This window comes from Yersinia sp. IP36721, assembly GCF_003634395.1.
GTDB classification, from domain to species: domain Bacteria; phylum Pseudomonadota; class Gammaproteobacteria; order Enterobacterales; family Enterobacteriaceae; genus Yersinia; species Yersinia entomophaga.
This window is the reverse complement of the sequence record NZ_QCZL01000004.1, coordinates 1-24,244: the sequence shown is the minus strand read 5'-3', so window position 1 is coordinate 24,244 and position 24,244 is coordinate 1. Positions and strand designations below refer to the sequence as shown.

Below are 24,244 nucleotides of genomic sequence, written 5' to 3'. Positions count from 1 at the left end.
CAAGAAGGCGGTACCCAGAGGATGCCGAGACTTCCCTACGCTGGCATAATCCAGATCAGGTAATACGGGTAAAATCTCAGCCACACAGTGAGTTAGCGCGGCACCCCGAGTCAGAACGACCATTATCAGCGGTTGATAAGATAAGATCAACTCTGGCTCAAGGGTGATAAGTCGCTACTCAGGGGGATAAAATGAACATTCGTGAATATCAGGAAGCCGATCGTCCCTTTTTACGAACGCTGTATCTGGCTTCCCGTCAGGCTGCCTTTAGCTGGATTAATCAGGAAAATTTCCGACTGGAAGACTTCGATAAAGCGGTATTGGGAGAAAAGATTTTGGTGGCGGTAGAGGACGGTAACCGGCTGGGCTTTGCTTCGGTTTTTCGGGAGGAAAACTTTCTGCATAACCTGTTTGTCGATCCGAGCAGCCAGGGTCTTGGCGTGGGAAAATTACTGCTACAGGCGGTACAGAGGGAATTGACCGCTACCGGGGTGTTAAAGTGTCTAGTCCGCAACCAGCGAGCGCTGGCGTTTTATCAGCAAAATGGCTGGCAGAAAATCGCCACCGGCAAAGGAGAAGATGGCGAATATATTTTGATGCATTGGGTAAAACCGAGCTAAAAATCATTTCGGCAATGGGTAATCGGACGCTTCGCTCCTTTCGCGTCAGATTACCCTATGCTCAGGCTAGTTTTCGCGTAATGCTTTCACATCGTCGGCTTTGATGTTCAACGTCGGCTGACCAAACTGTTGCAGCAAATAGTTACTGAGAGTCGCAACTTGTTCATCACTTAGGGTGTTGGCAAAACCCGGCATGAACACTTCACCGTCGTTAGTCTGGCGAGTCACCCCGTGCAAAATCACTTTGACCATATTATTCGGCGTCGTGGCTCCAACCACTGAGTTTCTCATCAGAGAAGGATAATAACCGTCCTTAACTCCCGCGCCGGTAAAACTGTGGCAACTAGCACAGTTCCCCAAATACAGCCGCGCGCCATCGGTGTAATCATCGGCGCTAAACGCCTTGCCGCGTAGCGAATCGACGCCGGTTGCCGGTTGCCCCCAGTCTGAGCGGCTCTTGGTTTCATCATCGAGATTCAGCGGTTTCAAAGTTCGTAAATAAACCGCCATCGCGTTAAGGTCGCTCTCTGTCAGGTGACGGGTACTGTTTTCAATCACTTCGGCCATTGGTCCGGCTGCCTGCGCTTTCCCGTCAACATGGCCGCTGCGCAGGTATTGAACCAACTGCTCCTGGCTCCAACTGCCAATCCCCGCATTAGGATCGGAAGTAATATTAAATGCCGTCCAGCCATTAATTTCAGCGCCACCGTAGGCTTTGCTGTCTTTCATTCCCATAGTGAAATTGCGCGGCGTATGGCATTCCCCGCAGTGCCCCAGCGCCTCGACAAAGTAGGCACCGCGATTCCACTCGGCGCTTTGATTATTATCAGGCTGGAAACGCTGCCCTTCAAAATTCACCCAATTCCAAAACCACAGTCCCCAACGCTGATTGAACGGGAATGGCATATCGTTTTCACGATTTGGCTGATGTACCGCAGGCAGGCTAAACAGATAGGCTTTTATCGCCCTAACGTCATCATCCGTTAGTAAAGTGTATGAAGTGTAAGGGAAAGCGGGATAGAGATTCTCACCATCTTTCCCTTTTCCCTCATGCAGCGCCCGAATAAACTCTTCGTCATTCCACTCCCCAATACCCGTCGCTTTATCCGGCGTAATATTCGGTGAATATAAGGTTCCCATCGGCGTTTTAAAGGCTAATCCTCCGGCAAAAGGCTTTCCCCCTTTGGTGGTATGGCAGGCTACGCAGTCTGCCGCCTGAGTCAGATATTCCCCTCGTTTAATCAGATCCGTACCTTCCGCTCCTTGCACCGTCGCGCTAAAGGCACCGCATAACGCCAGCCAGACCAGAGTTTGCTTTTTCATATCACACCTCGGCCTTTAACGTTTCGGCAATGCGTAAAGAGAGCGCAGCGATAGTCAGCGTACAGTTAACCGATCCCACGGTAGGCATCACGCTGCTACTGGCGATAAACAGGTTTTTATGATCGTGAGTACGGCAATCACTATCCACCACCGAGTCTTTTGGGTCGTTCCCCATAATAGTGGTGCCAGTAATGTGATTGTTGTTGGCGAAATCATTATGGAATACCACTTCGGTTCCGCCCATTAGCCGCGCCGCATCAGCATAGACCTGCTGGGTATGCAATGCACTTTTGCGCACATAGTCATCCATGGCGTAATAAAACTCGGGTTTAGGTATGCCGATGGCGTCTTTTTCCGTTAGGCTGGGAATAATGCGGTTTTCCATATGAGGCAAAATTTCGTGAAAACTGTCAAAACGCACGTAGCGAGCCGCCCGGTCGCGGATTTTTGCCTCCAACTGCGGCCCTAGCTGTAAATCCCCCTGCTTGAGCAAATTGATTGTCACTTCGTCCGTACGAGATAAATTCGATAAATGAATCTTTTTGGCCGCATACTCAGCACGGAAAGCGCCATCGCGGAACCCCACCATTGACGTCATTTCCTGCGGACCACGCCCCGGCCACAGCGCTTCATTAGCCAGGAAAGTCACGCCAATACCCGGATGGTCCATCAGATTTCGTCCCACACGGTCTGAACTATTGCCCACTCCGCGAGGATTTTTTTCACTGACGGACATCAGCATTATTTTCGGAATTTCTATGCCATTCGCAGCCAATACAAAGAATTTCCCTTCAGCCCGATGTTCCCCGCCCTGAGCGTCTTTAAACAAGGCTGCAGCAATTTCCTGCCGATCGTTCACTTCCAGCTTATAAACAACCGCCTGCGGACGAACAATTGCCCCCGCTCGTTCGGCTTTTTCAACGTGAGTAATCCCGTTATACATCGCGCCAATGGGGCAAATCGGCATACAGTTATTGTTACCGCAGCAGGTCGGCCTGCCATCATACGGACGACTATTTCGCGCCACCGGCTCGGTTACAACATAAAATCCATTCGCATTTAATACGGTTTTAATTCGCTGCTCGTTCCATGAAAGCGGCAATGGTTCCATCGGATAAGGCTGCGCGCGGGGCGATCCCAAATCTTCATTGTTCGGCCCCCAAACGCCCAGTTCCTGCTCAGCACGGAAATACCATTTTTCCAGCGCGGTATAGTCGATGGGCCAATCTAATCCCACGCCATACAGCGTTTTTAATTTGAAATCATTCGGTAAAAAACGCCAGGCCGAAGCGGCCCAGTGCCAGGTTGTCCCGCCAACAGCACGGATATATTGTACGTCGTAAGGGTGTTCCCCTTTTTGAATCAAGTAGTGATTATCAGGATTAAATTCGGGATGAGGTGCGTAAGGAGTAGAAGGATAAGCGGCCATGTTGTCTGATTTATCCGGCTGATTGCGGAAGTTCTCCACTATCTCCCAACGCGGTAAACGCGGCCCCGCTTCTAGTATCAATACCGATTTCCCCGCTAGCGCCAGCTGATGCGCGACAAGCCCTCCCGCTACGCCGGACCCGATAACAATCACGTCAGCCTGCAAAGTATCAGCCATAAAAGTATTCTCCTGAATTATATGGCCACGTCAGGCTTGGCAGCCCAATAACCGGGTTGGTTAGGACAATAGGAGCGAATGACTAAAACATCAGACACGGCCTCAAACATCAGCGCATTCTCGTAGCTAATCACCGCCGCATTCGAGCCTTCCCCTATCACGCCCACATACCACGCCTGCAAGACCTGCCGGGCAATGCCCTGCTGTGCCTGCGACCAATTTTGTGGCTCACCAGCCGGAAGCGGTTGGAGTAAAGCCAGTTGTTGATCGAGCTGCGGCAGGCGCAGAATAAGTACCTGATAGATCCGCTGGCCGATATGGGGATTAAGTTGACGCTTACCGGTCAAAGCACGCGAAACCAGCATAAATCGCTCCAGATTGAGCGGCATCGTTGAGGTTGAAGCAGCAAAAACATTCAGGGACAGCGGACTCATCAAGCTGGCGACTAACCCAACGCCGACATATCCCAATAAACGCCGACGGGATACGCCGTTAACGCGAGGTATAGATGGGGGATGTAACGACATGTTTTCTCTCCACAAAACACTAAGTACGCCCTACAGTAATCATCGATTTGATTCAGCGATGCGGGTGACTGTTTGGCTAAACCGCAGCGTATTTCTCAGCTCGCTGAGGTGAAAAGTTCTGTTGTGAAAAAATAATTATCTCGCCTGTTAGCGATGTAAATTATGGTGTTCTATAACTTAAACATTTAGTTGATAGGTAAATATTCGTCAAGGCGATAGTGTTCAACCCCAACGGGTAACATAAAGTAAAACGACAGCATTATTAATTTTAAAACAATATTGTGTGTTTAAGACAATGACATTATTTATTGACTACCAGCATATCCCTCATACTTATTAATAAGAAGTTACGAATATCTCTCGTGGTGCAAATCCCATCATGTAATAAATGATGTGGGGAGCAGCTTCCATTATTTCAGGTGCAGGTGCCGGATCGATCATCCACGGCGCTGAGGGTAAACGACGATAATTATGAGTATATGAGATTACATATGTCACCATTTACATTCATCAACACATTCCGTCATCACCTGCCTGCATCGGTACAATATATTATATGAACCCAATCCTTTTTATTCTTTTAGGTAAACCTTCAGCAATAAAACCATTTCCATCTTTATTTTCTTTATTACCATAGTAATGAAGATAGTGTTTAGCCCCTCCAACAGCATGGTTAAAATCGATTGTATTATCGGTATTATCAGTGGGTTCAGGCAACTATTCTTAGCGCTTATACGCTCCTGTAAATCGTGCAGGCTTAACTCATTTATATCCTTACGAATAACTATAGACCTTCCACCATAGTTAATATCAGAGCGCCCATTGGTATTGATGACAACCGATACTCGAATCGAATAAATTTAATTATTTCAACATCAGGAAATACTGGAAACTCGACGTAAGTAAAAATACTGAAACATTCTTTTTTATTACATGCTTTAGTTATTATTCTCATAATAACATAGCTTACCCTCATTCAAAAAAACAGCCTAGACAATATGGGGATATAAAAAACCAAGGTTAAAGACACAAGAAATACAAGAAATACAAGAAATACAAAATAGCATCCAAGCGTAGCTAACCGCTCAGAGTATAGCCAGACCTATATCAATTCAATAAACAGATTCAATATATTAAGTCCGTATCACGAGTAAATATTAATTGTGAGAAGTAGAATATAAAAACAAAATAACAATAAACATCTTATTTCATTTAACAAAATTAATTAAATGAAATAAATGAAAAACCCCCGAAATATACGGGGGTTGGATTTTTATCGAAAATTATTTATTTCGGGCTGTTATTCCCACTCAATGGTTGCCGGTGGTTTGCCGCTGATGTCATACACCACGCGAGAAATACCGTTGACTTCATTGATAATGCGGTTAGATACACGGCCAAGGAAATCATAGGGCAGATGTGCCCAATGCGCGGTCATGAAATCGATAGTTTCGACTGCACGCAGAGAAACCACCCAATCATATTTACGACCATCGCCCATGACACCTACGGAACGAACCGGCAGGAATACGGTGAACGCCTGGCTGACTTTATTGTAAAGATCGGCTTTATGCAGCTCTTCAATAAAGATCGCATCAGCGCGACGCAGCAGGTCACAATACTCTTTCTTCACTTCGCCCAGTACGCGCACGCCTAAACCTGGACCAGGGAACGGATGACGATACAGCATGTCATACGGCAGACCCAATTCCAGACCAATTTTACGCACTTCATCTTTGAACAGTTCTTTCAGCGGCTCAACCAGACCCAGCTTCATTTCTTTCGGCAAACCGCCCACGTTATGGTGTGACTTGATAACGTGCGCTTTACCGGTGGCAGAGGCCGCAGACTCAATCACATCCGGATAAATGGTGCCTTGTGCCAACCATTTGACCTGCTCTTGCTTACAAGCTTCTTCATCGAAGACTTCCACAAATACGCGGCCAATGGTTTTACGTTTGGCTTCAGGCTCATCAATACCGGCCAGTGCGCTCAGGAAACGATCTTCCGCCGCAACGTGGACAATATTCAGACCGAATTTATCACCGAACATTTCCAGCACCTGATCGGCTTCGTTCAAACGCAATAAGCCGTTATCCACGAATACACAGGTCAGACGCTTACCGATGGCACGGTGCAGCAACATAGCGGTAACGGAAGAATCTACACCGCCAGAGAGGCCCAGAATCACGTGATCTTCGCCAATTTGTTCGCGCAGACGTGCTACTGCATCTTCGATGATGGTCGCAGGCGTCCACAGCGCTTCACACTGGCAAATATCCAATACGAAGCGCTCTAACAGGCGTTGGCCTTGTTTGGTGTGGGTGACTTCCGGGTGGAACTGTACGCCATAGAAGCGTTTTTCTTCGTTGGCCATAATGGCAAACGGGCAGGTATCGGTGCTAGCAACGGTGACAAAGTCAGACGGAATTGCCGTCACTTTATCGCCGTGGCTCATCCACACATCCAGAATTGGCTCACCGGCCGCGTTCAGAGCATCTTTAATATCACGAACCAGCGCAGAATCAGTTTTGATCTCTACCTGCGCATAGCCGAACTCGCGCTCGGTAGAACCTTCAACGTGGCCCCCCAGTTGCATCGCCATGGTTTGCATACCGTAGCACACGCCCAATACCGGTACGCCTGCGTTGAACACGAAGTCTGGAGCACGCGGACTGCCGTTTTCAGTGGTGCTTTCCGGGCCGCCGGACAGGATGATGCCACTCGGATTAAACTCACGAATCTGGGCTTCAGTTACGTCCCACGCCCATAGTTCACAGTAAACGCCAATCTCACGAACGCGACGCGCCACTAGCTGAGTGTATTGCGAACCGAAATCGAGAATAAGGATGCGATGCTTATGGATATTTTTTGTCATGTGAGGCGTATTCCAGAAACAGGTCAATAAATAAAATAAAAATGAAAGACTTCAGCAACGTTAATAAACGTCCTATTCCAATCGGCGAAGCCAGAAAGTGAGTTAACGCCCGCAGCATCACATACGCAATTGACGCAAAGTCATTGAGCAATGCGAGCAGCGGACGATGACAAAACTCACCGACCGCAGCTCTTGGAATTAGCCCATGCGGTAGTTCGGTGATTCTTTCGTGATAGTCACATCGTGCACATGACTTTCCTGAATACCCGCACCACTGATGCGTACGAATTCTGCTTTGGTACGCAGATCGTCAATGGTCGGGCAACCGGTCAGACCCATACAAGAGCGCAAACCGCCCATTTGTTGGTGAACGATTTCTTTCAGCAGACCTTTGTACGCTACGCGGCCTTCGATACCTTCCGGTACCAGTTTGTCTGCGGCGTTATCAGTCTGGAAATAACGGTCGGAAGAACCTTTGGACATCGCGCCCAAAGACCCCATACCGCGATAGGATTTGAATGAACGGCCTTGATACAGTTCGATTTCACCCGGAGATTCTTCAGTACCTGCCAGCATAGAACCCACCATCACGCAGGACGCGCCCGCTGCAATCGCTTTCGCAATATCACCGGAGAAGCGAATACCGCCATCGGCGATAACCGGAATACCGGTGCCTTCCAGCGCGGCTACGGCATCAGATACCGCTGTGATTTGCGGAACACCCACGCCGGTAACGATACGGGTAGTACAGATAGAGCCGGGGCCAATCCCCACTTTTACCGCGCTAACACCGGCTTCTGCCAATGCTCTTGCGCCTGCGCCTGTAGCGACGTTACCGCCAACAATTTGCAGATCAGGATATTTAGCGCGAGTTTCGCGAATGCGTTGCAGAACGCCTTCGGAATGACCATGAGATGAGTCGATCAGCAAAACGTCAACGCCAGCGGCAACCAGTGCGTCGATACGCTCTTCGTTACCTGCTCCGGCGCCAACGGCAGCGCCAACGCGTAAACGGCCGTGTTCGTCTTTACAGGCGTTAGGCTTACGTTCTGCTTTTTGGAAGTCTTTTACGGTGATCATGCCGCGTAGATGGAAGTTATCATCAACTACCAACGCTTTTTCAACGCGTTTTTCGTGCATTTTCTGCAACACAATTTCGCGAGATTCGCCTTCTTTTACGGTAACCAGACGCTCTTTCGGCGTCATAACCGCCGTTACAGGCTGTTCCAGATCGGTGACAAAGCGTACGTCACGGCCAGTAATGATACCCACCAGTTCGTAATCTTCGGTCACAACCGGATAGCCAGCAAAGCCGTTACGGGCGGTCAGTTCTTTAACCTGACGCAAAGTGGTGGTTGGCGTAACGGTCTGTGGTTCAGTAACCACGCCGCTTTCATGTTTTTTCACGCGGCTGACTTCTTCGGCCTGACGCTCGATAGACATGTTTTTATGGATGAAGCCCAGACCGCCTTCTTGCGCCAGAGCAATGGCCAGGCGAGATTCGGTTACGGTATCCATGGCTGCGGACAGCATAGGGATATTCAGGCGGATAGTTGCGGTCAGTTGAGTACCAAGATCCGCAGTGTTAGGCAGAACTGTGGAATGGGCTGGAACCAGGAGAACGTCGTCAAAGGTTAGTGCTTCTTTCGTGATACGTAGCATGGGCAATATCTCACCAGAGTGATTTGAGAAAAGATAAAATATTGCCGTGGCATTATACAGAGCGTAATCGGTTGCCTCCAGCACTTTCTGATAAATTTTCTTGCTTACCGTTCTGAGGCAGGTAATATCGATCAATTAAGTACTTGTTTTAAAATTTGATCCAGGTCACATGCCACTAACTTCCGCCACCTCGATATTTACCGTCAGCCGCCTGAATCAGACGGTTCGACAGCTGTTGGAAATGGAAATGGGCCAGATTTGGCTCACCGCCGAGATATCCAACTTTTCCAAGCCCGCCTCCGGTCACTGGTATTTTACCTTGAAAGACGATCGGGCGCAGGTACGCTGCGCGATGTTTCGCAATAGCAATCGCCGCACCACTTTTAACCCGCAAAATGGTCAGATGGTGCTGGTCAGAGCCTCAATCACTCTGTATGAACCCCGAGGTGACTATCAGTTAATCGCTGAAAGTATGCAGCCTGCCGGCGATGGTTTGCTGCAACAGCAGTTTGAGCAATTGAAAGCACAATTGGCAGCGGAAGGATTATTTGAAGCGGCGCACAAACAGCCGCTCCCTGCCCCAGCCAAACGGGTCGGCGTGATTACTTCCGCCAGCGGAGCGGCTCTGCACGATGTGCTACAGGTGCTTCAGCGCCGCGATCCTTCGCTGCCGGTGGTGATTTATCCTACTTTGGTTCAGGGTGCCGAAGCGCCAATGCAAATCGTCCGCGCGATTGAAATGGCCAATCGGCGCGCTGAGTGTGATGTCTTGATTGTGGGGCGTGGTGGCGGTTCGCTGGAAGATTTATGGAGTTTTAACGATGAACGGGTGGCGCGAGCAATATTTGCCAGCCGGATTCCGATTGTCAGCGCCGTCGGGCATGAAACCGATGTGACTATCGCCGATTTTGTTGCCGATCTGCGAGCACCGACGCCTTCTGCTGCCGCTGAAATTGTTAGCCGCAATCAGCTGGAATTAGTGCGTCAGATTCAAGCGCAGCAACAGCGCATGGAAATGGCGATGGATTATTATCTGGCGCAGCGTAATCAACAATTTACCCGACTGCATCACCGCTTACAGCAACAGCATCCTCATTTGCGTTTGGCGCGCCAGCAAACGTTGTTGTTTAAACTGCAACGTCGGTTGGAAGAATGCGCTCAAAACCAGATTCGCCTGCAAGTTCGCCGGGTTGAGCGTTTGCAACAACGGCTGAGTCACGTCCAGCCGCAGGGACGTATCCATCGTTACAGTCAACAAGTGCAGCAGCAGGAATATCGTCTGAAACAGGCGCTAGAGCGCCAGCTAAACGCTTATCGTCAACGTTTTGGGATTGCCTGTTCTCAGTTAGAAACCGTTAGCCCACTGGCTACACTGGCACGCGGCTATAGCGTGACCCAAACCCCCAGCGGCAGTCTGCTAAAAACCACTCAGCAAGTACAGGTGGGTGATACGCTGAAAACCCGGCTGCAGGATGGTTGGGTGGAAAGTGAAATTACGCAGCTAACGCCGGTGAAAAAAGCACGTAAGCCGCGAACGGCGGCGAAATAGCTCAGTTTTTATCGTCACCGGGTACGATGCTATCCAGTGTGTCAGTAAGACAATTGACAACTCGCTGCGGCGTTAAAGATGCAGGGTATACTCGTATTTCACGCGTTTTTTCGAAATCAAACCATGCCCGTGCTGACAAAAATAATCAACTGCGCCGCAGGCCTTAAGCACCTGTAACGGCTTTTCGCAATCTGGGCAAATCGCTTGCGGCTGATAGTCGCTACTGCATGTAGCACAGTGAAAGTGACCACTTACCTCATCCATCGCTGTATGACACACCGGACATAAAGCTTCCATTATTTTCTCCTTAAATCACGCCGAATGTACGCAGGAAATAAATACCCAAGGCCGTAGTAAAGAACGATCCCACGGTAGTAATGGCGATAATATTAGCCGCTAAAGTGGCATTTCCGCCCATTGCTCGCGTCATCACATAACTGCCCGCCGCCGTTGGCGTCGCTGAAAACAGGAAGATAATTCCCAGTGCAGCACCGCGAAAACCCAGCAACCATCCGCCTAACGTCATGATTAAAGGTACAAAAATCAGTTTGGCGGAGGATGCCAAAGCCGCCACGTTAGAAGAACGAAACATCGCCTTCCAGTCCAGGCTGGCTCCGGTGCAAAGCAAGGCCAGCGGCAGTGCCAGAGCGGAAATAAAACCACCGGTTTGCTGAATAACCTGCGGCATCGGCAGGTGGGTTTGAGCATAGAGTAAGCCGCAAACCAGACCGATAATTAGCGGGTTAGTCACAATACTTTTCAATAAGGCGCTCTGGCTGATTTTTCCGTCGGTGGCCGCGTTCAGACTGCGAGTTAACGTGATCACCGACAGAACGTTGAATAATATTACCGTGACCGTCAGATACATCGCCCCCAGCGCCATTCCTTCATCACCGTAAGCGGTCATCGCGTAGGCCAACCCCACTATGGCGGTATTGGCACGAAAGCCGCCCTGCACGAATACACCGCGCTCACGAGGCTCTTTAACCAGCCAGTGAGCGGCCACTTCCAGCAGCGAAAAGGTAATCAACGTGCCGACTGCACCGTAAATCACTAATGGTAGATGATCGGCCAGACTAACGTGATTAGTGGCAACGCTAAAGAATAGCAGGCAAGGCAAAGCGAGATTGAAAACCAGACGGGTGGCACCGTCGCAGAAACTGTCGTCCATCAGACGCCAGCGTCGCAACATGACGCCAAGTAACATCATCAATAAATTCGGTACTGTTACGCTAAACGCAAAACTCCAAGTTTCCCATGACATAACGTCTTCCCAAACTCATTTCGTAAACAATACTTTTAGCCATTAGCCAGAAACACGAAGGGCGCGGAATATCCGCGCCCTGCTAGCTTACTTTATTTCTTTTTCAGATGTGACAACAAGCGTTTACGCTTCCGCATCTGGTTTGGTGTCAAGGTGTTACGCTTGCCAGCAAACGGGTTTTCACCCTCTTTAAACTGAATACGGATCGGCGTCCCCATCACTTTCAATGAACGACGGAAATAGTTCATCAGGTAGCGTTTATAGGAATCGGACAAATCAGTCACCTGATTACCGTGAATAACCACGATGGGTGGATTATAACCACCGGCGTGGGCGTATTTCAGTTTCACACGGCGACCACGTACTAGCGGCGGCTGATGATCTTCTTCAGCCATTTGCATGATACGCGTCAGCATTGAGGTACCAACACGTTTGGTAGAGCAATCGTAAGCTTCCTGAATGGATTCAAACAGATTACCTACGCCGCTGCCGTGCAGAGCAGAGATAAAGTGAATACGTGCGAAATCAACGAAGCCCAAACGCAGGTCCAGCATGTCTTTCACTTGAGCGCGAGCTTCTTCGCTCATGCCATCCCATTTATTGACGGCGATAACAAGTGAGCGCCCACTATTGAGGATGAAGCCCAACAGAGACAAATCCTGGTCGGAGATACCTTCGCGAGCATCAATCACCAGCAATACAACGTTCGAGTCTTCGATCGCTTGCAGGGTCTTGATTACCGAGAATTTCTCAACGGTTTCAGTGATTTTCCCACGTTTACGCACACCGGCGGTGTCGATCAGGATATATTCACGATCGTCGCGGGTCATTGGGATATAAATACTGTCGCGAGTGGTGCCCGGCATGTCGTACACCACCACACGCTCTTCACCGAGAATGCGGTTGGTCAGTGTAGACTTACCTACGTTAGGACGCCCAACTATGGCCAGCTTGATCGGCAAATCCAGCGGGTTGAAATCGTCTTCTTCTGGTTCTTCCCCTTCTGCCTGATCTTGATCCTGCGCTTCCAGTTCTGCCCAATAGGCGGCGTTGGCTTCTTCTTCAGTCAATTCAACTTCAGGTTCTACCGGCGCCATATACGGAGCCATGACTTCTTCAATCAGCTGAGCTACGCCACGACCGTGCGAAGCGGCAATTGGGTGAACGTCTCCCATTCCCAAAGAGTAGAAATCGGCGGCGGCCGCTTCAGGCTCCATGCCGTCGGTTTTGTTAGCAACCAGGAAAGTGGCTTTTTGGCGGCTACGCAGATGCTGGGCAATGCCCTGATCCGCAGGCATCAGGCCAGCGCGCGCATCAACCATGAATAATACGATGTCTGCTTCTTCAATCGCTAACAGCGACTGTCCAGCCATGCGTGTTTCAACGCCATCTTCGGTGCCATCAATACCGCCGGTATCGATAACAATAAACTCATGACCCTCAACTTCGGCACGACCATATTTACGGTCACGCGTCAGCCCGGGGAAATCCGCCACTAACGCATCCCGAGTGTGAGTCAAACGGTTAAATAAAGTGGATTTACCCACATTCGGGCGCCCAACCAGGGCGATGACAGGTATCATTATTGAAGCCTCATTACTTATTTTTCAATTCGTTACAACGCTATCGAACAACACGGACAGCGGAGTTTATAGAATACGAAACGGCCCCTGAACTATTCAGGAGCCGTTTAGGGACTCATATTAAGAGCCAATGTGTTCGGTAATCACACCCTTGAAAGTTTAGCTTTCGTCCAGTGTATTACCCGATAATTAGCGAGTAAACGCGTAGACCGTGCCGCCTTTGGCCTGAATCATCAGCTTATCGCTGACAACCACCGGCGCGCTAAGGAAGCCGGAGCTATCCACTTTCTGCTGCGCAACAAAACGGCCGTCTTCGGTATTCACCCAGTGCAGATAACCTTCGGCATCACCAACCACCAGATAGCCATTATACATAACTGGGGCAGTCAAGTTACGATGCAATAGATCGCTTTGGCTCCAAAGGGTAATACCACCGTCGGATTTCAGTGCCACAATGCGGTCATTTTGGTCAACCAGGAAAATGCGACCAGAATCAACGATGAAATCGTTGACCGAACCCAACTCGCGTTTCCACAGAATCTGACCAGAACGCAGATCCAATGCGGTCAGGTTACCATTGTAAGCCAGCGCATAAACCACGCCGTCTACCACGATTGGCGTCATATCAACATCGTTCAGACGGTCAATTTCGGTAGTACCGGTTACCTGAGAAATACGTTGCTGCCAAATCAGCTGGCCTTGTTCCATCATGACCGCACTAACGCGACCATTATCACCGCCAACAATAGCCGCGCCAAAGGCAACGGTCGGTGCAGATTCACCGCGCAGGGACAGAGAAGGCACATCCAGATTCAGCGTCCATTTAATCGCGCCATCGCTCTCATTCAACGCCTGCAACATACCGTTGGTAGTGTGAATCAGAACCACGCCGTCGCTGACAACCGGACGCGACATCGCTTCGCCAGCCACGCTGGTCTGCCACGCTACTTTACCATCGTCGGCATTCAGCGCGTAGACCACCGCTTTTTCGCTACCCACAAACACGTGAGAACCAGAAACAGTCAGACCGCCGGAAAGCATGGCTGATCTGTTGCTGGAGTAGAAATTGGTTTTTTCAGACAGATCGGTTTGCCAGATTTGTTTACCAGTATCGATATCCATCGCTTTCACCAGACCTTTACGATCAGCGGCGAAAACAGAAGAACCCTGCCAGGTCGGGCGCAGATGGGAGTAGTAATCACCCACACCGCTGCCAACAGAAGTGCTCCACACCTTGGTCGGAGTGAACTGATTTTCAACCGTTGGCAGTGGCGACATGGTCACCACATCTTCTTCACTGTTAAACAGTGAGCAGCCGCTCAATAGGGCGACGGAAACCAGTCCTACTAAGAGTGTTTTACGCAGTTGCATGGGAATTCCCCTTAGCTGGACAAATTGTTCAATTTCATGCGCAGCAATGCCTGCAACGCCTGAGAAGCATTAGATTCGACGCCTTTGGTGTAAGCTGCGCGTGCACCAGCAACGTCGCCCTTACTTAATAATGCATCGCCACGCACGTCTTGCGCCATTGCAGTCCAACCATCGCCTTTCACCGCATCGAGGGTTTTCAATGCATCTTCCGGCTTTTTCAATTGCAGCTGGACACGCGCCAAACGCAGGTTGATCAACGACAGCAGGTTTTCATCTTTGGTATTGCCCTGAGCCAGACTCAACTGCTGAGCAGCCTTATCAAATTGCCCTTGTGCCACAAAGTGATGCGCCAGTTCCAACCCGGCCAACACGCCATAGTTGTTGCTGTTGCTTTGTACAAATTTTTCCGCAGCGGTAACGCCTTCAGCGTTGTTGGCTGCCAATGCCGCACTGGCTTTCTGGAAGGAAGAAGATGCTTCCGTCAGCGCGGTATTCTGATGGCTCTGCCAATAACGCCAGCCCACCAAAGCACCAATTCCGAGCACCACACCCACGGCCAGCGCTTTTCCGTTTTCACTAAAGAAACGGCGCACTGCGTCAACCTGGTCATTTTCAGTGGTATAGACTTCCACGGTGTCTCTCTCCTTAACCTAACATCGAAGCCAGACGCGCAGCTACATCAGCTTGCGCCAGCGTTTCTTGTTCACCCTTGCGCAGATCTTTCACTACCACCTGCTGTGCAGACACTTCGTCTTCACCTAACACCAAGGCCACGCGCGCGCCCCATTTATCGGCACGGGCGAATTGTTTTTTAAAGTTGCCGCCGCCATAGTTGGTCATCAGCTTCAATGACGGCAAAGCGTCACGCAGAGTTTCAGCCAGCTGCATTGCTGCGCTCTGTGTCCCCTGACCGGAAGACACCAAATACACATCAACCGTTGGCGGTACGCAAAATTCAGGATTAACCGCCTGAACCAGCAAAACCAAACGCTCCAGCCCCATAGCAAAACCGACGGCTGGCGTCGCTCGGCCACCCAGTTGCTCTACCAGACCATCGTAACGGCCGCCGGCACAGACTGTCCCCTGAGAACCAAGGCTATTGGTTATCCATTCGAAAACGGTACGGTTGTAATAATCCAGGCCGCGAACCAAACGCTCGTTAACGCTATATGGGATACCGGCATGATCCAAAAGTTCACACAATCCGGCAAAATGCTGTTTGGATTCTTCATCCAGATATTCAGAAAGACGCGGCGCATCGTTCAGCAACTGCTGGACTTCTGGATTTTTTGAGTCCAAAACACGCAGCGGATTGCTATACATCCGGCGTTTGCAGTCTTCATCCAACACTTCCTGATGCTGTTCCAGGAAGGCGACCAAAGCTTCGCGGTAATCGGCACGTGCGTCCAATGAACCAATAGAGTTAAGCTCAAGACGAACGTGCTCGGAGATACCCAGCGCTTTCCACCAACGTGCGGTTAGCAAAATCAATTCGGCATCGATATCCGGCCCTTGCAGACCAAAGACTTCGGCACCCAACTGATAGAATTGGCGATAGCGGCCTTTTTGTGGGCGCTCGTAGCGGAACATCGGGCCGATGTACCACAAACGTTGTTCCTGATTGTACAGCAGACCATGTTCGATCCCGGCGCGTACACAACCCGCCGTGCCTTCCGGGCGCAGCGTCAGACTTTCGCCATTGCGATCGTCAAAGGTGTACATTTCTTTTTCCACGACGTCGGTCACTTCACCGATGGCGCGTTTAAATAACGGGGTCTGCTCTACAATCGGTAAGCGAATTTCACTGTAACCGTAGCCGCCCAGCACTTGTTTCAATGTGCCTTCAATACGCTGCCATAAAGCTGTATCAGCCGGCAGGTAGTCGTTCATACCACGGATGGCTTGAATGTTCTTTGCCACGTCTTTTCTCTATAGTTTTGATGCAAAAATAAAGCCGATTATAGGGGCTAGCCGTCCCGTGATTCAATGGGGACGCTCATCACCACTATGGGCACAATATAAAGCGGGCCAAGCCCGCTTACTCAACGCTGGACACAACCGCCGGATCAGACCGGCGCCTGATCTTCCAGCTGGTTGATATCAATCCGGTTTTTCTCATCAAGCATCGCTGCTTTGGCGCGAATTTTGGCTTCCAACTGGTCGATCATCAACTTGTTGTCAAAACGTTCCCGCTGGCGTACGCCGTCTTCGTAGAAGCCGCTTTTATTATGCGCGCCGGTCACGCCGATAGTTGAAACCAAAGCCTCTCCCGGGCCGTTCACCACACAACCAATGATAGAGACATCCATTGGCGTAATCAGATCTTCCAGCCGTTCTTCCAGCGCATTTACCGTACCGATCACGTCAAATTCCTGACGTGAGCAAGTTGGGCAAGCGATGAAATTGATACCACGGGAACGGATGCGCAGAGACTTCAGAATATCAAAGCCAACTTTAACTTCTTCCACCGGATCGGCGGCCAGAGAAATACGCAGCGTGTCACCGATGCCTTCAGATAGCAGCAAACCGAGGCCAATAGCCGATTTAACTGAACCGCTACGCGCGCCGCCGGCTTCAGTAATCCCCAGATGCAGCGGATTATTGATTTGTTTTGCCAATAAACGGTATGAGTTTACCGCCAGGAAAACATCAGAGGCTTTCACGCTGACTTTAAACTGGTCGAAGTTGAGGCGATCGAGGATATCAACGTGACGCATTGCGGATTCAAGCAGGGCTTCTGGCGTGGGTTCGCCATACTTTTCCTGAATGTCCTTTTCCAACGAGCCGCCGTTAATACCGATACGGATAGGGATGTTCTTGTCGCGCGCACAGGCAACCACTTCACGGATACGTGATTCGTTACCAATATTGCCGGGGTTGATACGCAGGCAATCCACGCCGTATTCCGCTACTTTCAGCGCAATACGGTAGTCAAAATGGATATCGGCGACCAATGGAACATTGGCGCGCTGCTTAATCAACTTGAAAGCTTCAGCCGCATCCATCGTCGGAACCGAAACACGGACGATGTCAACGCCAACACGCTCTAATGCCTGAATTTGTTTAACAGTCGCGTCAACGTCTGTGGTGCGAGTGTTGGTCATCGATTGCACAGCAATCGGCGCTCCATCACCAATCGGCACCTTTCCAACGTAAATACGCGTGGATTTACGTCGAATGATTGGGGATTCATTATGCATTACACGCTCTCCTTTGCAGTCATGTAGTCACTTATAACCACAAGATCACTCAGCGCCGACGGTCAAACGGGCAACACGGCTTGATTTAACAAACTTGCTTAAATCAACAGGGTTACCTTGATACAAAATGGTGACCGCCCCTGGCGCACCTATCGTCAGTTTATAGGGTGCTTTGCCAGATAAATTCAGGGTCGCGCCCTTCTTCTGAATACCGCTGAACAATGATTTACCCGTTGCATCAACAACCTGCAGCCAGCAATCGTCAGAGAAATTCATCACCAACCCGGCCGATTGGGCAGCGGCAGCGTTAACTGCAGCCTCTGCCGTCGGCAAAGGAATGGCAGGGTTTGACACTTCAGGCAAAGTCGCCTGACTTGGCGAAACTACCGCTGACGAGGCCGGCGTTTCACCTGTGGCTACCGGGGCATTCCCTGCCGCGGCTGGAGCTGTTACCGGAGCGGTTTCCGGTGCCGAAGGCGCAGCTGACGCATTAGCGTCAGACAACGGAACTTCGGTTTTTTCCGCGTTATCGTTTTGATCAGCCAGAGGGACTGTTTGCCCCTCATTTTGCGATAACTGGGCAGAAGACTGATCGGCCATATTGGCGATCTCTGCCTGTTGGGCCTGATGATTTTGCCACCACCAGGTACCGGTCAGACCAATCACAACAAAAACAATGAGCCAGGTGAACATCATCAACCAGCCATCACGTTTCTTGCGCTTTTTACCCAATGAAAAACTCTGCATCGGGGCGACTTTCGCCGCTCTAATCGGTGCCTGTTTTGCCAGCATAGGCAATAGCTCATCTTCAGGCAGACGAACCAGTTTGGCGTATGAGCGAATGTAACCACGCAAAAACGTCGAAGCAAGATTCGCCTGAGCGTTATCTTCCTCAATATCCCGAATAGTCGATACTTTCAGGCACAGACGTTCGGCAACATTCTGTTGGGTTAGCCCTAATGCTTCACGGGCTTGACGCAGGCGCACACCTGTCGTCTCTGGAACAGTTTGATCTTGGGAGGCTTCAGTATTCATTAGCTAGAAAGTGCTGGTACTGTTTGGATTGTGGAAAACTTCGCGCAAGCTGCTTGCCATAGCGTTGAACGCTATCCTGGCGACCTGCCAGCGCGGCGAAACGAATTTGTAACCATAAACTTTCGGCACTGGCCGGAAGAACATGTTGATAAACATCCAGTAGTAGTTGCGCCTGAGCGCGTTTCCCTTCTCCAAATTGCCTTTCGGCCTCTGCAAGCAGCGACCCACCTTTATCAGGATCATACTTCAACGCTCGGCGGAGCAACACTTTGGCCTGGTCATTTTGATTAGCCCGCAAAAAACAATAACCTGCATTTTCCAGACTATCTGCAACTTGACCGTAATCAGGTAACAAAGCCGCAGCGCTAAACTGCTGTTGAGCCGATACATACTGCCCTAAACCACACAGAAACGCACCGTAATTATTCAGTACGGTGCCATTTCCTGGAGCGAGCTGCATCGCTTGCTGATAACGCTGTTCTGCGGCGCTGTTTTCACCGACGCGCTGTTCGTATAAAGCCATGCCCAACTGAGCTTGATAATCCTGCGGAGCGGCATTCACGGCTTTTTCCAGATTCTGACGGGCAGCAGGTAAATCTCCCTGCGCCAGATAGGCTAAACCAAGCTGTAAACGCGTTTGACCTGCCGCCGGCTGGTCAACCTTATTCGGAGATGACCCCGAACATCCGGCCAAAACCACGGCCGCCAAACATGCTCCCCACAGTATATTCAGCTTCATGCTCTTCCAATTGTCCAGTTGCGTAATGGCAAGAACCTGAATAATTGACGACGCATCAGGCCCTCATATTTGCTGTATTACCTACGCGTAACACCTGACATCTTGCAGATTAAAACTTAAATAACAGTCAGTTAAACGGAGCTAAACGCCCCGTAAGGTTCAGACTGTCTTAACCGCTATAGGTTCCCCGGCCATTTTCTTTTTCAGCGTGCGCTTGGTACGGTCAATCACCTCACCCGCCAATTGGCCGCAGGCTGCATCAATGTCATCGCCGCGGGTTTTACGAACAATAGTCGTAAATCCGTATTCCATCAATACCTTGGAGAAACGATCTACCCGGCTATTGGAGCTACGGCCATAAGGCGCGCCTGGGAAGGGGTTCCATGGAATCAGGTTAATCTTACACGGCGTGTCCTTCAAACACTCTGCCAGCTGATGAGCCTGTTCGGTGCTGTCATTAATGTGATCCAGCATAACGTACTCAACCGTTACCCGCCCGCCGTTGGCGTTCGATTTCGCTAAATAGCGACGAACCGCCGCGAGGAAAGTTTCGATATTATATTTACGATTGATTGGTACGATTTCATCACGAATATCATCGGTTGGCGCATGCAGAGAAATGGCCAGCGCCACATCAATCATATCGCCCAATTTATCCAGCGCCGGAACAACACCTGAAGTAGACAGGGTTACGCGACGTTTAGACAAACCAAAACCGAAGTCATCCATCATGATGTCCATCGCCGGAACCACGTTATTCAGGTTCAGCAACGGCTCGCCCATTCCCATCATAACGACGTTGGTGATCGGGCGAGTGCCGGTTGATTTCAGCGAACCGATAATTTTGGCCGCACGCCATACCTGACCGATAATTTCGGAAACACGAAGGTTACGGTTGAAACCCTGCTGAGCGGTTGAGCAGAATTTACATTCCAGAGCACAACCAACCTGAGAAGACACGCATAAAGTGGCGCGATCGGCTTCAGGGATATACACGGTTTCAACCTGCTGGTCGCCAACTTTGATCGCCCACTTAATGGTGCCATCCGCTGAGCGTTGTTCTTCTGCCACTTCCGGCGCCCGAATTTCAGCCACGCGCTGTAATTTTGCTCTCAGCACTTTATTAATGTCGGTCATTTGCTCGAAATCATCGTAGCAATAGTGATACATCCACTTCATGACCTGATCTGCCCGGAATGGTTTTTCACCCATTTCAGCGAAAAACTCGCGCATTTGCTGACGATTCAAATCGAGCAGGTTGATTTTGGCGGTGGCCGGCGCTGCTACCTGCACTGCGCTGTCGGCAGCAGGAGAAGCATCGGGTTGAATTGTTGCAGATAACTGTTGTTCAGACATGAGTTGTCGTGGCCTCGTTGTTACACTTTGCGGCGCTGTGCTTTAAACCGGGTGGCACTTAAAGAAACGGCGATGGATAAATAATAAAAATGCCCCGGTAGAGCTGGCTCATCCGGGGCGCGGCATTGTACGAATTTTAAGGCATGGATTCTACGGTTGAAAGGGCATGGCCGCATTTTTATTGTGTCAGCCGATGAAAATTGCCCTGACCTCCCTTAAATCAACCTATTAGCTGCGTGGAAAAATTTCGTTTTCGCCGAAGAAATAAGCGATTTCACGTTGTGCAGACTCAACGGCGTCAGAACCGTGAACAGCGTTAGCAGTAAAGCTATCGGCAAAATCAGCTCGCAGAGTACCTGCCAGCGCGTTATCCGGGTTGGTTGCACCCATGATGTCACGGTTGCGCTGAACCGCATTTTCGCCTTCCAGAACCTGAACCATGATTGGGCCAGAGGTCATGAACTCAACCAAACCGTCGAAGAAAGGACGGCCTTTATGTTCTGCGTAGAAGCCTTCAGCCTGTTCTTTGGTCAGGTGCAGCATTTTTGCAGCAATAATTTTGAAGCCGGCATTTTCAAAACGCGCGTAGATAGCACCGATGTCGTTGTTAGCTACTGCGTTTGGTTTGATGATGGAAAAAGTACGTTCTACAGTCATGACAACCTCTATTTGATTTCTAATATTGACCGGACTTGGAAACCACCCTGAATTAGCGTTGCCGCTTGGCTTACAGGCAGATTCTTTCAAGTAATTTTTGCGCCGACCCTGTTAAGTGGTCGCAGATTATATGTGTGCCGAAAGCGCTTGCCTATGGGAATGACAACAATTTATTAAAAAACTGTTATCTTAATTCCTCATTTTTGTGCACAAATCACATTTCACATAAAAATCAAGTAAGCGGATAAAAAGCTCAGGGTATTAACCTGTTACCGACCCGCTCAGATCTATCATTCCTATCTTGCCAAAAATTGTCAAAGTTCCTCAATAAACCTAAAGCCAACTTTTTTCTTCACTATGGCCGAAGGCTGGCTGATCACGCTGGAAACCAATGTGCGTTTCCCTTTTTCGCTCAAATAATCGGCCAACGCTCTGATTGCAGCGGTGCCGGCTCCTCTTATTGCCCCCTCAGCCTGCGGATGCAATACGTAGGTCGGATTTGTCAGAGAACCGGCGATCCCGACGTCAAATTCATTGATATCTACCGCCATGGTAATACTGACGATCTGTCCAGACAAACGCACAATCACATAGATGTAGTCATCACGACTGGTTCTTAACCAGCTTTGTGTCACATCGCTCACCAAGCGCGATGCTTCATGCAGCAGCTCCATGTGATTGACTTGTTCAAGAGGCTCACCAATTTCCGTTGGCAGGTCAACTCTGGCAGGCAGTTTTACTTGATGATAAATCTGCCTCCATTCATCAATAATCGGGATAAGTCGCTGTCTGGCAGCCTCCGTCGCTTCAGTCGTACCACTTATCACTTCAATATCGAAATGCTGTTCGGGATGTTCTACCCAGCGTTCCCCATGCCGAATTCTGGGAATGGTTTCGACAAAATGAAAATCTTGCAGCGACAGCTCATATCGTCCAAGAGGTAGTGATTGCACTGCCTGAGGAGTTCGCACTCTATCTTCATCTTCACTATTCCCATGAAACAGATAGGCCGCATAGCTAAGCTGAGAAAACTCAAAAGCCGTTTTCAGATTAAAAATGTCCTGGCTTCCAGAAGATTGAGCACTTTCCCTGAATAACGTCTGGACTGTGTTAATCAGACGAGTTTCAGTTTCAATATCAGATACGGCATGCCCGGTATCACCATTTCGTATAATTCGGTCAATAACTTGTCCAAAATTCTCCGCATTCCAGTTATCCGTGCTGCCACCAAACAGTAAAGTAAAATCGGTGAGAATATTCAAGGTCCATTCAATACATACAGGAGACAAATCACGGCGAGAGCGTAGTTGAGGAAGTAACTGATCTTTCATTGAAACTTTGCAAGCCAGCGCCGTCGCAGGAACCGTTAAGGCCTTACCGTTCATATCGGAATGAACTTGAGTGAGAATACCTTTGGGTTCAGACTGCAAATTTATGATTTGAGGCTCCGTCTGAAAGGTTTCATTCGATTTCAGTTTAGGTAAAGGTTTTGCCGAACCCGATATTTGCAATATCTTATCGTTCGGTTTTTTAAAGAACTCATTGGCATTGCTGACAAATCTGTCAGTCTGATTACAGCTTCCCTGAATCACATAATTATAAATACTGAGCATCGGCACCGACCAGCAAGATAATAATCCCATCACGCTACGGGTTTGTCGGTTGCTTCCCTGCTCTCCTGTTAATACCAGTTTGTCAATGACAACGGGTGTTTCAAGGTTGAAATTACTAACCTTAAAATCAACGGTTTCTTTTCCAGAATTAAAGAGTGAACTAAACAACGGGGAAACATAAGCACTTCTCGTTCCTTTCGACTCAACAAACTGTATTTCAAAATAGTCACCATTGAATCTGGAGAGAAATGACAATCTATCGCTATCATCATTAACCCGAAAAATAAAACTGCTGTATTTATTATGATGCATAAAATACAGTTCTCTATCCTTTACTCGAAGAACACCACCGTCAACGAATGAAATAGAATAGTCATCATCATTATTTATTATAAAACTTATCAATACTTCTTTAGAACTCAAACGTTCATCCAACCAATAATGACCAAAAGCCTTCCCTAAGGGAATGCGCATAACGTCTTTGATTACACAGCGCTGATCGCAAGTAAAGGTATTGTTTTGAAAAACCCGCATACTGGTTATTCTATTATTAATATTTAATTTTTCTAAATCCTGATATGTAAAGTCTTCCGTCAAAACATAATATTCCCCTTGAAAACCATCGTCTTCATAAACAACCGCCTGCATATTTTGGGGAACAGTAATAGAACTTATCTGATCGTTAAGTGGATTAAGAATGTGGTAGTTTTTCCTGCTATGATAGTTATTGCTATAAAGATCGATACTTTCATTTGCCGCCAGACATACTGCACTTCCAGAAAACTCATCACTTTCATAAAAACATGCCGTACTATTTACTTCAAATGAGCTAATCTCATCGTTAAAACCTATTTTAGTTTCGTCTTTAACAAAGTCAGTATTTTGTTTAATAACTAATTTTTCGCCTGAGAAATTAATATCTTTATAAACATTAACAGACAATCCCTGAGGAATAACTACCGATGATATACGGTCATTCCATCTTTCAGGAATACTTTCCACCGAGTTATTTTTTCCAGCACAGAGAGACTCGCCTCGATAACTATCATTCATAAAGAAACAGACTTTTGGCTCATTGGACAATACGTCAAAACAGGAAAATATTGTGATAAAAATTATAATTGATAATATTTTTATATTCATCATCAAAACTCCAATATTGCTATTGATTGTTGATTGTTGATTGTTGATTGTTGATTGTTGATTGTTGATTGTTGATTGTTGATTGTTGATTGTTGATAAATAAAAATAAAAATAAAAA

19 protein-coding genes and 1 riboswitch are annotated in these 24,244 nt (G+C 48.8%); of the genes, 2 read left to right on the top strand and 17 right to left on the bottom strand.

Going from position 1 to position 24,244, the window contains the following annotated elements; genetic code table 11:
* Nucleotides 1-15: 15 nt before the first annotated feature.
* A riboswitch (TPP riboswitch) is annotated at nt 16-118 on the bottom strand.
* Nucleotides 119-191: 73 nt separating this feature from the next.
* Nucleotides 192-620: a GNAT family N-acetyltransferase gene (locus DBA33_RS05260; RefSeq protein ID WP_064516893.1), complete on the top strand. Its 429-nt coding sequence runs from the start codon at nt 192-194 to the stop codon at nt 618-620.
* 66 nt (nt 621-686) lie between these two features.
* Here the strand turns inward: DBA33_RS05260 and DBA33_RS05255 are convergent, their stop codons facing one another.
* The 5 genes from DBA33_RS05255 to guaB all read right to left on the bottom strand — a co-directional run bounded on the left by DBA33_RS05255 (nt 687) and on the right by guaB (nt 8,616).
* Nucleotides 687-1,943: a cytochrome c gene (locus DBA33_RS05255; RefSeq protein ID WP_064516891.1), complete on the bottom strand. Its 1,257-nt coding sequence runs from the start codon at nt 1,941-1,943 to the stop codon at nt 687-689.
* A gap of 1 nt (nt 1,944) precedes the next feature.
* Nucleotides 1,945-3,549, bottom strand: coding sequence for a GMC family oxidoreductase (locus DBA33_RS05250; RefSeq protein WP_064516889.1), 1,605 nt, complete (start codon nt 3,547-3,549; stop codon nt 1,945-1,947).
* Between the two features lie 17 nt (nt 3,550-3,566).
* On the bottom strand, nt 3,567-4,076 hold the full coding sequence (locus tag DBA33_RS05245) for a sugar dehydrogenase complex small subunit (RefSeq protein WP_064516887.1): 510 nt from the start codon (nt 4,074-4,076) through the stop codon (nt 3,567-3,569).
* Between the two features lie 1,300 nt (nt 4,077-5,376).
* Nucleotides 5,377-6,954 (bottom strand): glutamine-hydrolyzing GMP synthase, encoded by a 1,578-nt coding sequence (gene guaA, locus DBA33_RS05240; RefSeq protein ID WP_064516884.1) that lies wholly within the window; start codon nt 6,952-6,954, stop codon nt 5,377-5,379.
* Between the two features lie 198 nt (nt 6,955-7,152).
* Nucleotides 7,153-8,616 carry an IMP dehydrogenase gene (guaB, locus tag DBA33_RS05235; RefSeq protein ID WP_064518479.1) on the bottom strand — a complete coding sequence of 488 codons (1,464 nt, stop codon included), beginning with the start codon at nt 8,614-8,616 and terminating at the stop codon, nt 7,153-7,155.
* A 169-nt stretch (nt 8,617-8,785) separates the two neighbouring features.
* On the opposite strand from guaB, the gene xseA reads away from it, so the two are divergent.
* On the top strand, nt 8,786-10,165 hold the full coding sequence (gene xseA, locus DBA33_RS05230) for an exodeoxyribonuclease VII large subunit (RefSeq protein WP_120805803.1): 1,380 nt from the start codon (nt 8,786-8,788) through the stop codon (nt 10,163-10,165).
* 72 nt (nt 10,166-10,237) lie between these two features.
* Here the strand turns inward: xseA and DBA33_RS05225 are convergent, their stop codons facing one another.
* The 12 genes from DBA33_RS05225 to DBA33_RS05170 all read right to left on the bottom strand — a co-directional run bounded on the left by DBA33_RS05225 (nt 10,238) and on the right by DBA33_RS05170 (nt 24,126).
* Nucleotides 10,238-10,462 (bottom strand): zinc ribbon domain-containing protein, encoded by a 225-nt coding sequence (locus DBA33_RS05225; RefSeq protein ID WP_120805801.1) that lies wholly within the window; start codon nt 10,460-10,462, stop codon nt 10,238-10,240.
* Nucleotides 10,463-10,472: 10 nt separating this feature from the next.
* Nucleotides 10,473-11,429: an AEC family transporter gene (locus DBA33_RS05220; RefSeq protein WP_064516879.1), complete on the bottom strand. Its 957-nt coding sequence runs from the start codon at nt 11,427-11,429 to the stop codon at nt 10,473-10,475.
* A gap of 92 nt (nt 11,430-11,521) precedes the next feature.
* Nucleotides 11,522-13,012 (bottom strand): ribosome biogenesis GTPase Der, encoded by a 1,491-nt coding sequence (der, locus tag DBA33_RS05215; protein WP_064516878.1) that lies wholly within the window; start codon nt 13,010-13,012, stop codon nt 11,522-11,524.
* 189 nt (nt 13,013-13,201) lie between these two features.
* Complete coding sequence (bamB, locus tag DBA33_RS05210) at nt 13,202-14,383, bottom strand: outer membrane protein assembly factor BamB (RefSeq protein WP_064516876.1); 1,182 nt, start codon at nt 14,381-14,383, stop codon at nt 13,202-13,204.
* Nucleotides 14,384-14,394: 11 nt separating this feature from the next.
* Nucleotides 14,395-15,015 carry a YfgM family protein gene (locus DBA33_RS05205; protein ID WP_064516874.1) on the bottom strand — a complete coding sequence of 207 codons (621 nt, stop codon included), beginning with the start codon at nt 15,013-15,015 and terminating at the stop codon, nt 14,395-14,397.
* Between the two features lie 13 nt (nt 15,016-15,028).
* On the bottom strand, nt 15,029-16,303 hold the full coding sequence (gene hisS / locus DBA33_RS05200; RefSeq protein ID WP_064516872.1) for a histidine--tRNA ligase: 1,275 nt from the start codon (nt 16,301-16,303) through the stop codon (nt 15,029-15,031).
* 146 nt (nt 16,304-16,449) lie between these two features.
* On the bottom strand, nt 16,450-17,583 hold the full coding sequence (ispG, locus tag DBA33_RS05195) for a flavodoxin-dependent (E)-4-hydroxy-3-methylbut-2-enyl-diphosphate synthase (protein ID WP_064516868.1): 1,134 nt from the start codon (nt 17,581-17,583) through the stop codon (nt 16,450-16,452).
* 45 nt (nt 17,584-17,628) lie between these two features.
* On the bottom strand, nt 17,629-18,618 hold the full coding sequence (gene rodZ / locus DBA33_RS05190; RefSeq protein WP_064516867.1) for a cytoskeleton protein RodZ: 990 nt from the start codon (nt 18,616-18,618) through the stop codon (nt 17,629-17,631).
* The gene (gene pilW, locus DBA33_RS05185) at nt 18,608-19,357 is read right to left on the bottom strand and encodes a type IV pilus biogenesis/stability protein PilW (protein ID WP_064516866.1); all 750 of its coding nucleotides are present in this window, start codon (nt 19,355-19,357) and stop codon (nt 18,608-18,610) included. Before pilW ends, rodZ begins: the two co-directional genes overlap by 11 nt.
* Before the next feature lie 159 nt (nt 19,358-19,516).
* On the bottom strand, nt 19,517-20,713 hold the full coding sequence (locus tag DBA33_RS05180) for a bifunctional tRNA (adenosine(37)-C2)-methyltransferase TrmG/ribosomal RNA large subunit methyltransferase RlmN (protein WP_064516864.1): 1,197 nt from the start codon (nt 20,711-20,713) through the stop codon (nt 19,517-19,519).
* A gap of 228 nt (nt 20,714-20,941) precedes the next feature.
* Nucleotides 20,942-21,370, bottom strand: coding sequence for a nucleoside-diphosphate kinase (gene ndk / locus DBA33_RS05175; protein WP_049601718.1), 429 nt, complete (start codon nt 21,368-21,370; stop codon nt 20,942-20,944).
* A gap of 314 nt (nt 21,371-21,684) precedes the next feature.
* Nucleotides 21,685-24,126 carry a peptidase inhibitor family I36 protein gene (locus DBA33_RS05170; RefSeq protein WP_162493045.1) on the bottom strand — a complete coding sequence of 814 codons (2,442 nt, stop codon included), beginning with the start codon at nt 24,124-24,126 and terminating at the stop codon, nt 21,685-21,687.
* Nucleotides 24,127-24,244 lie beyond the last annotated feature (118 nt).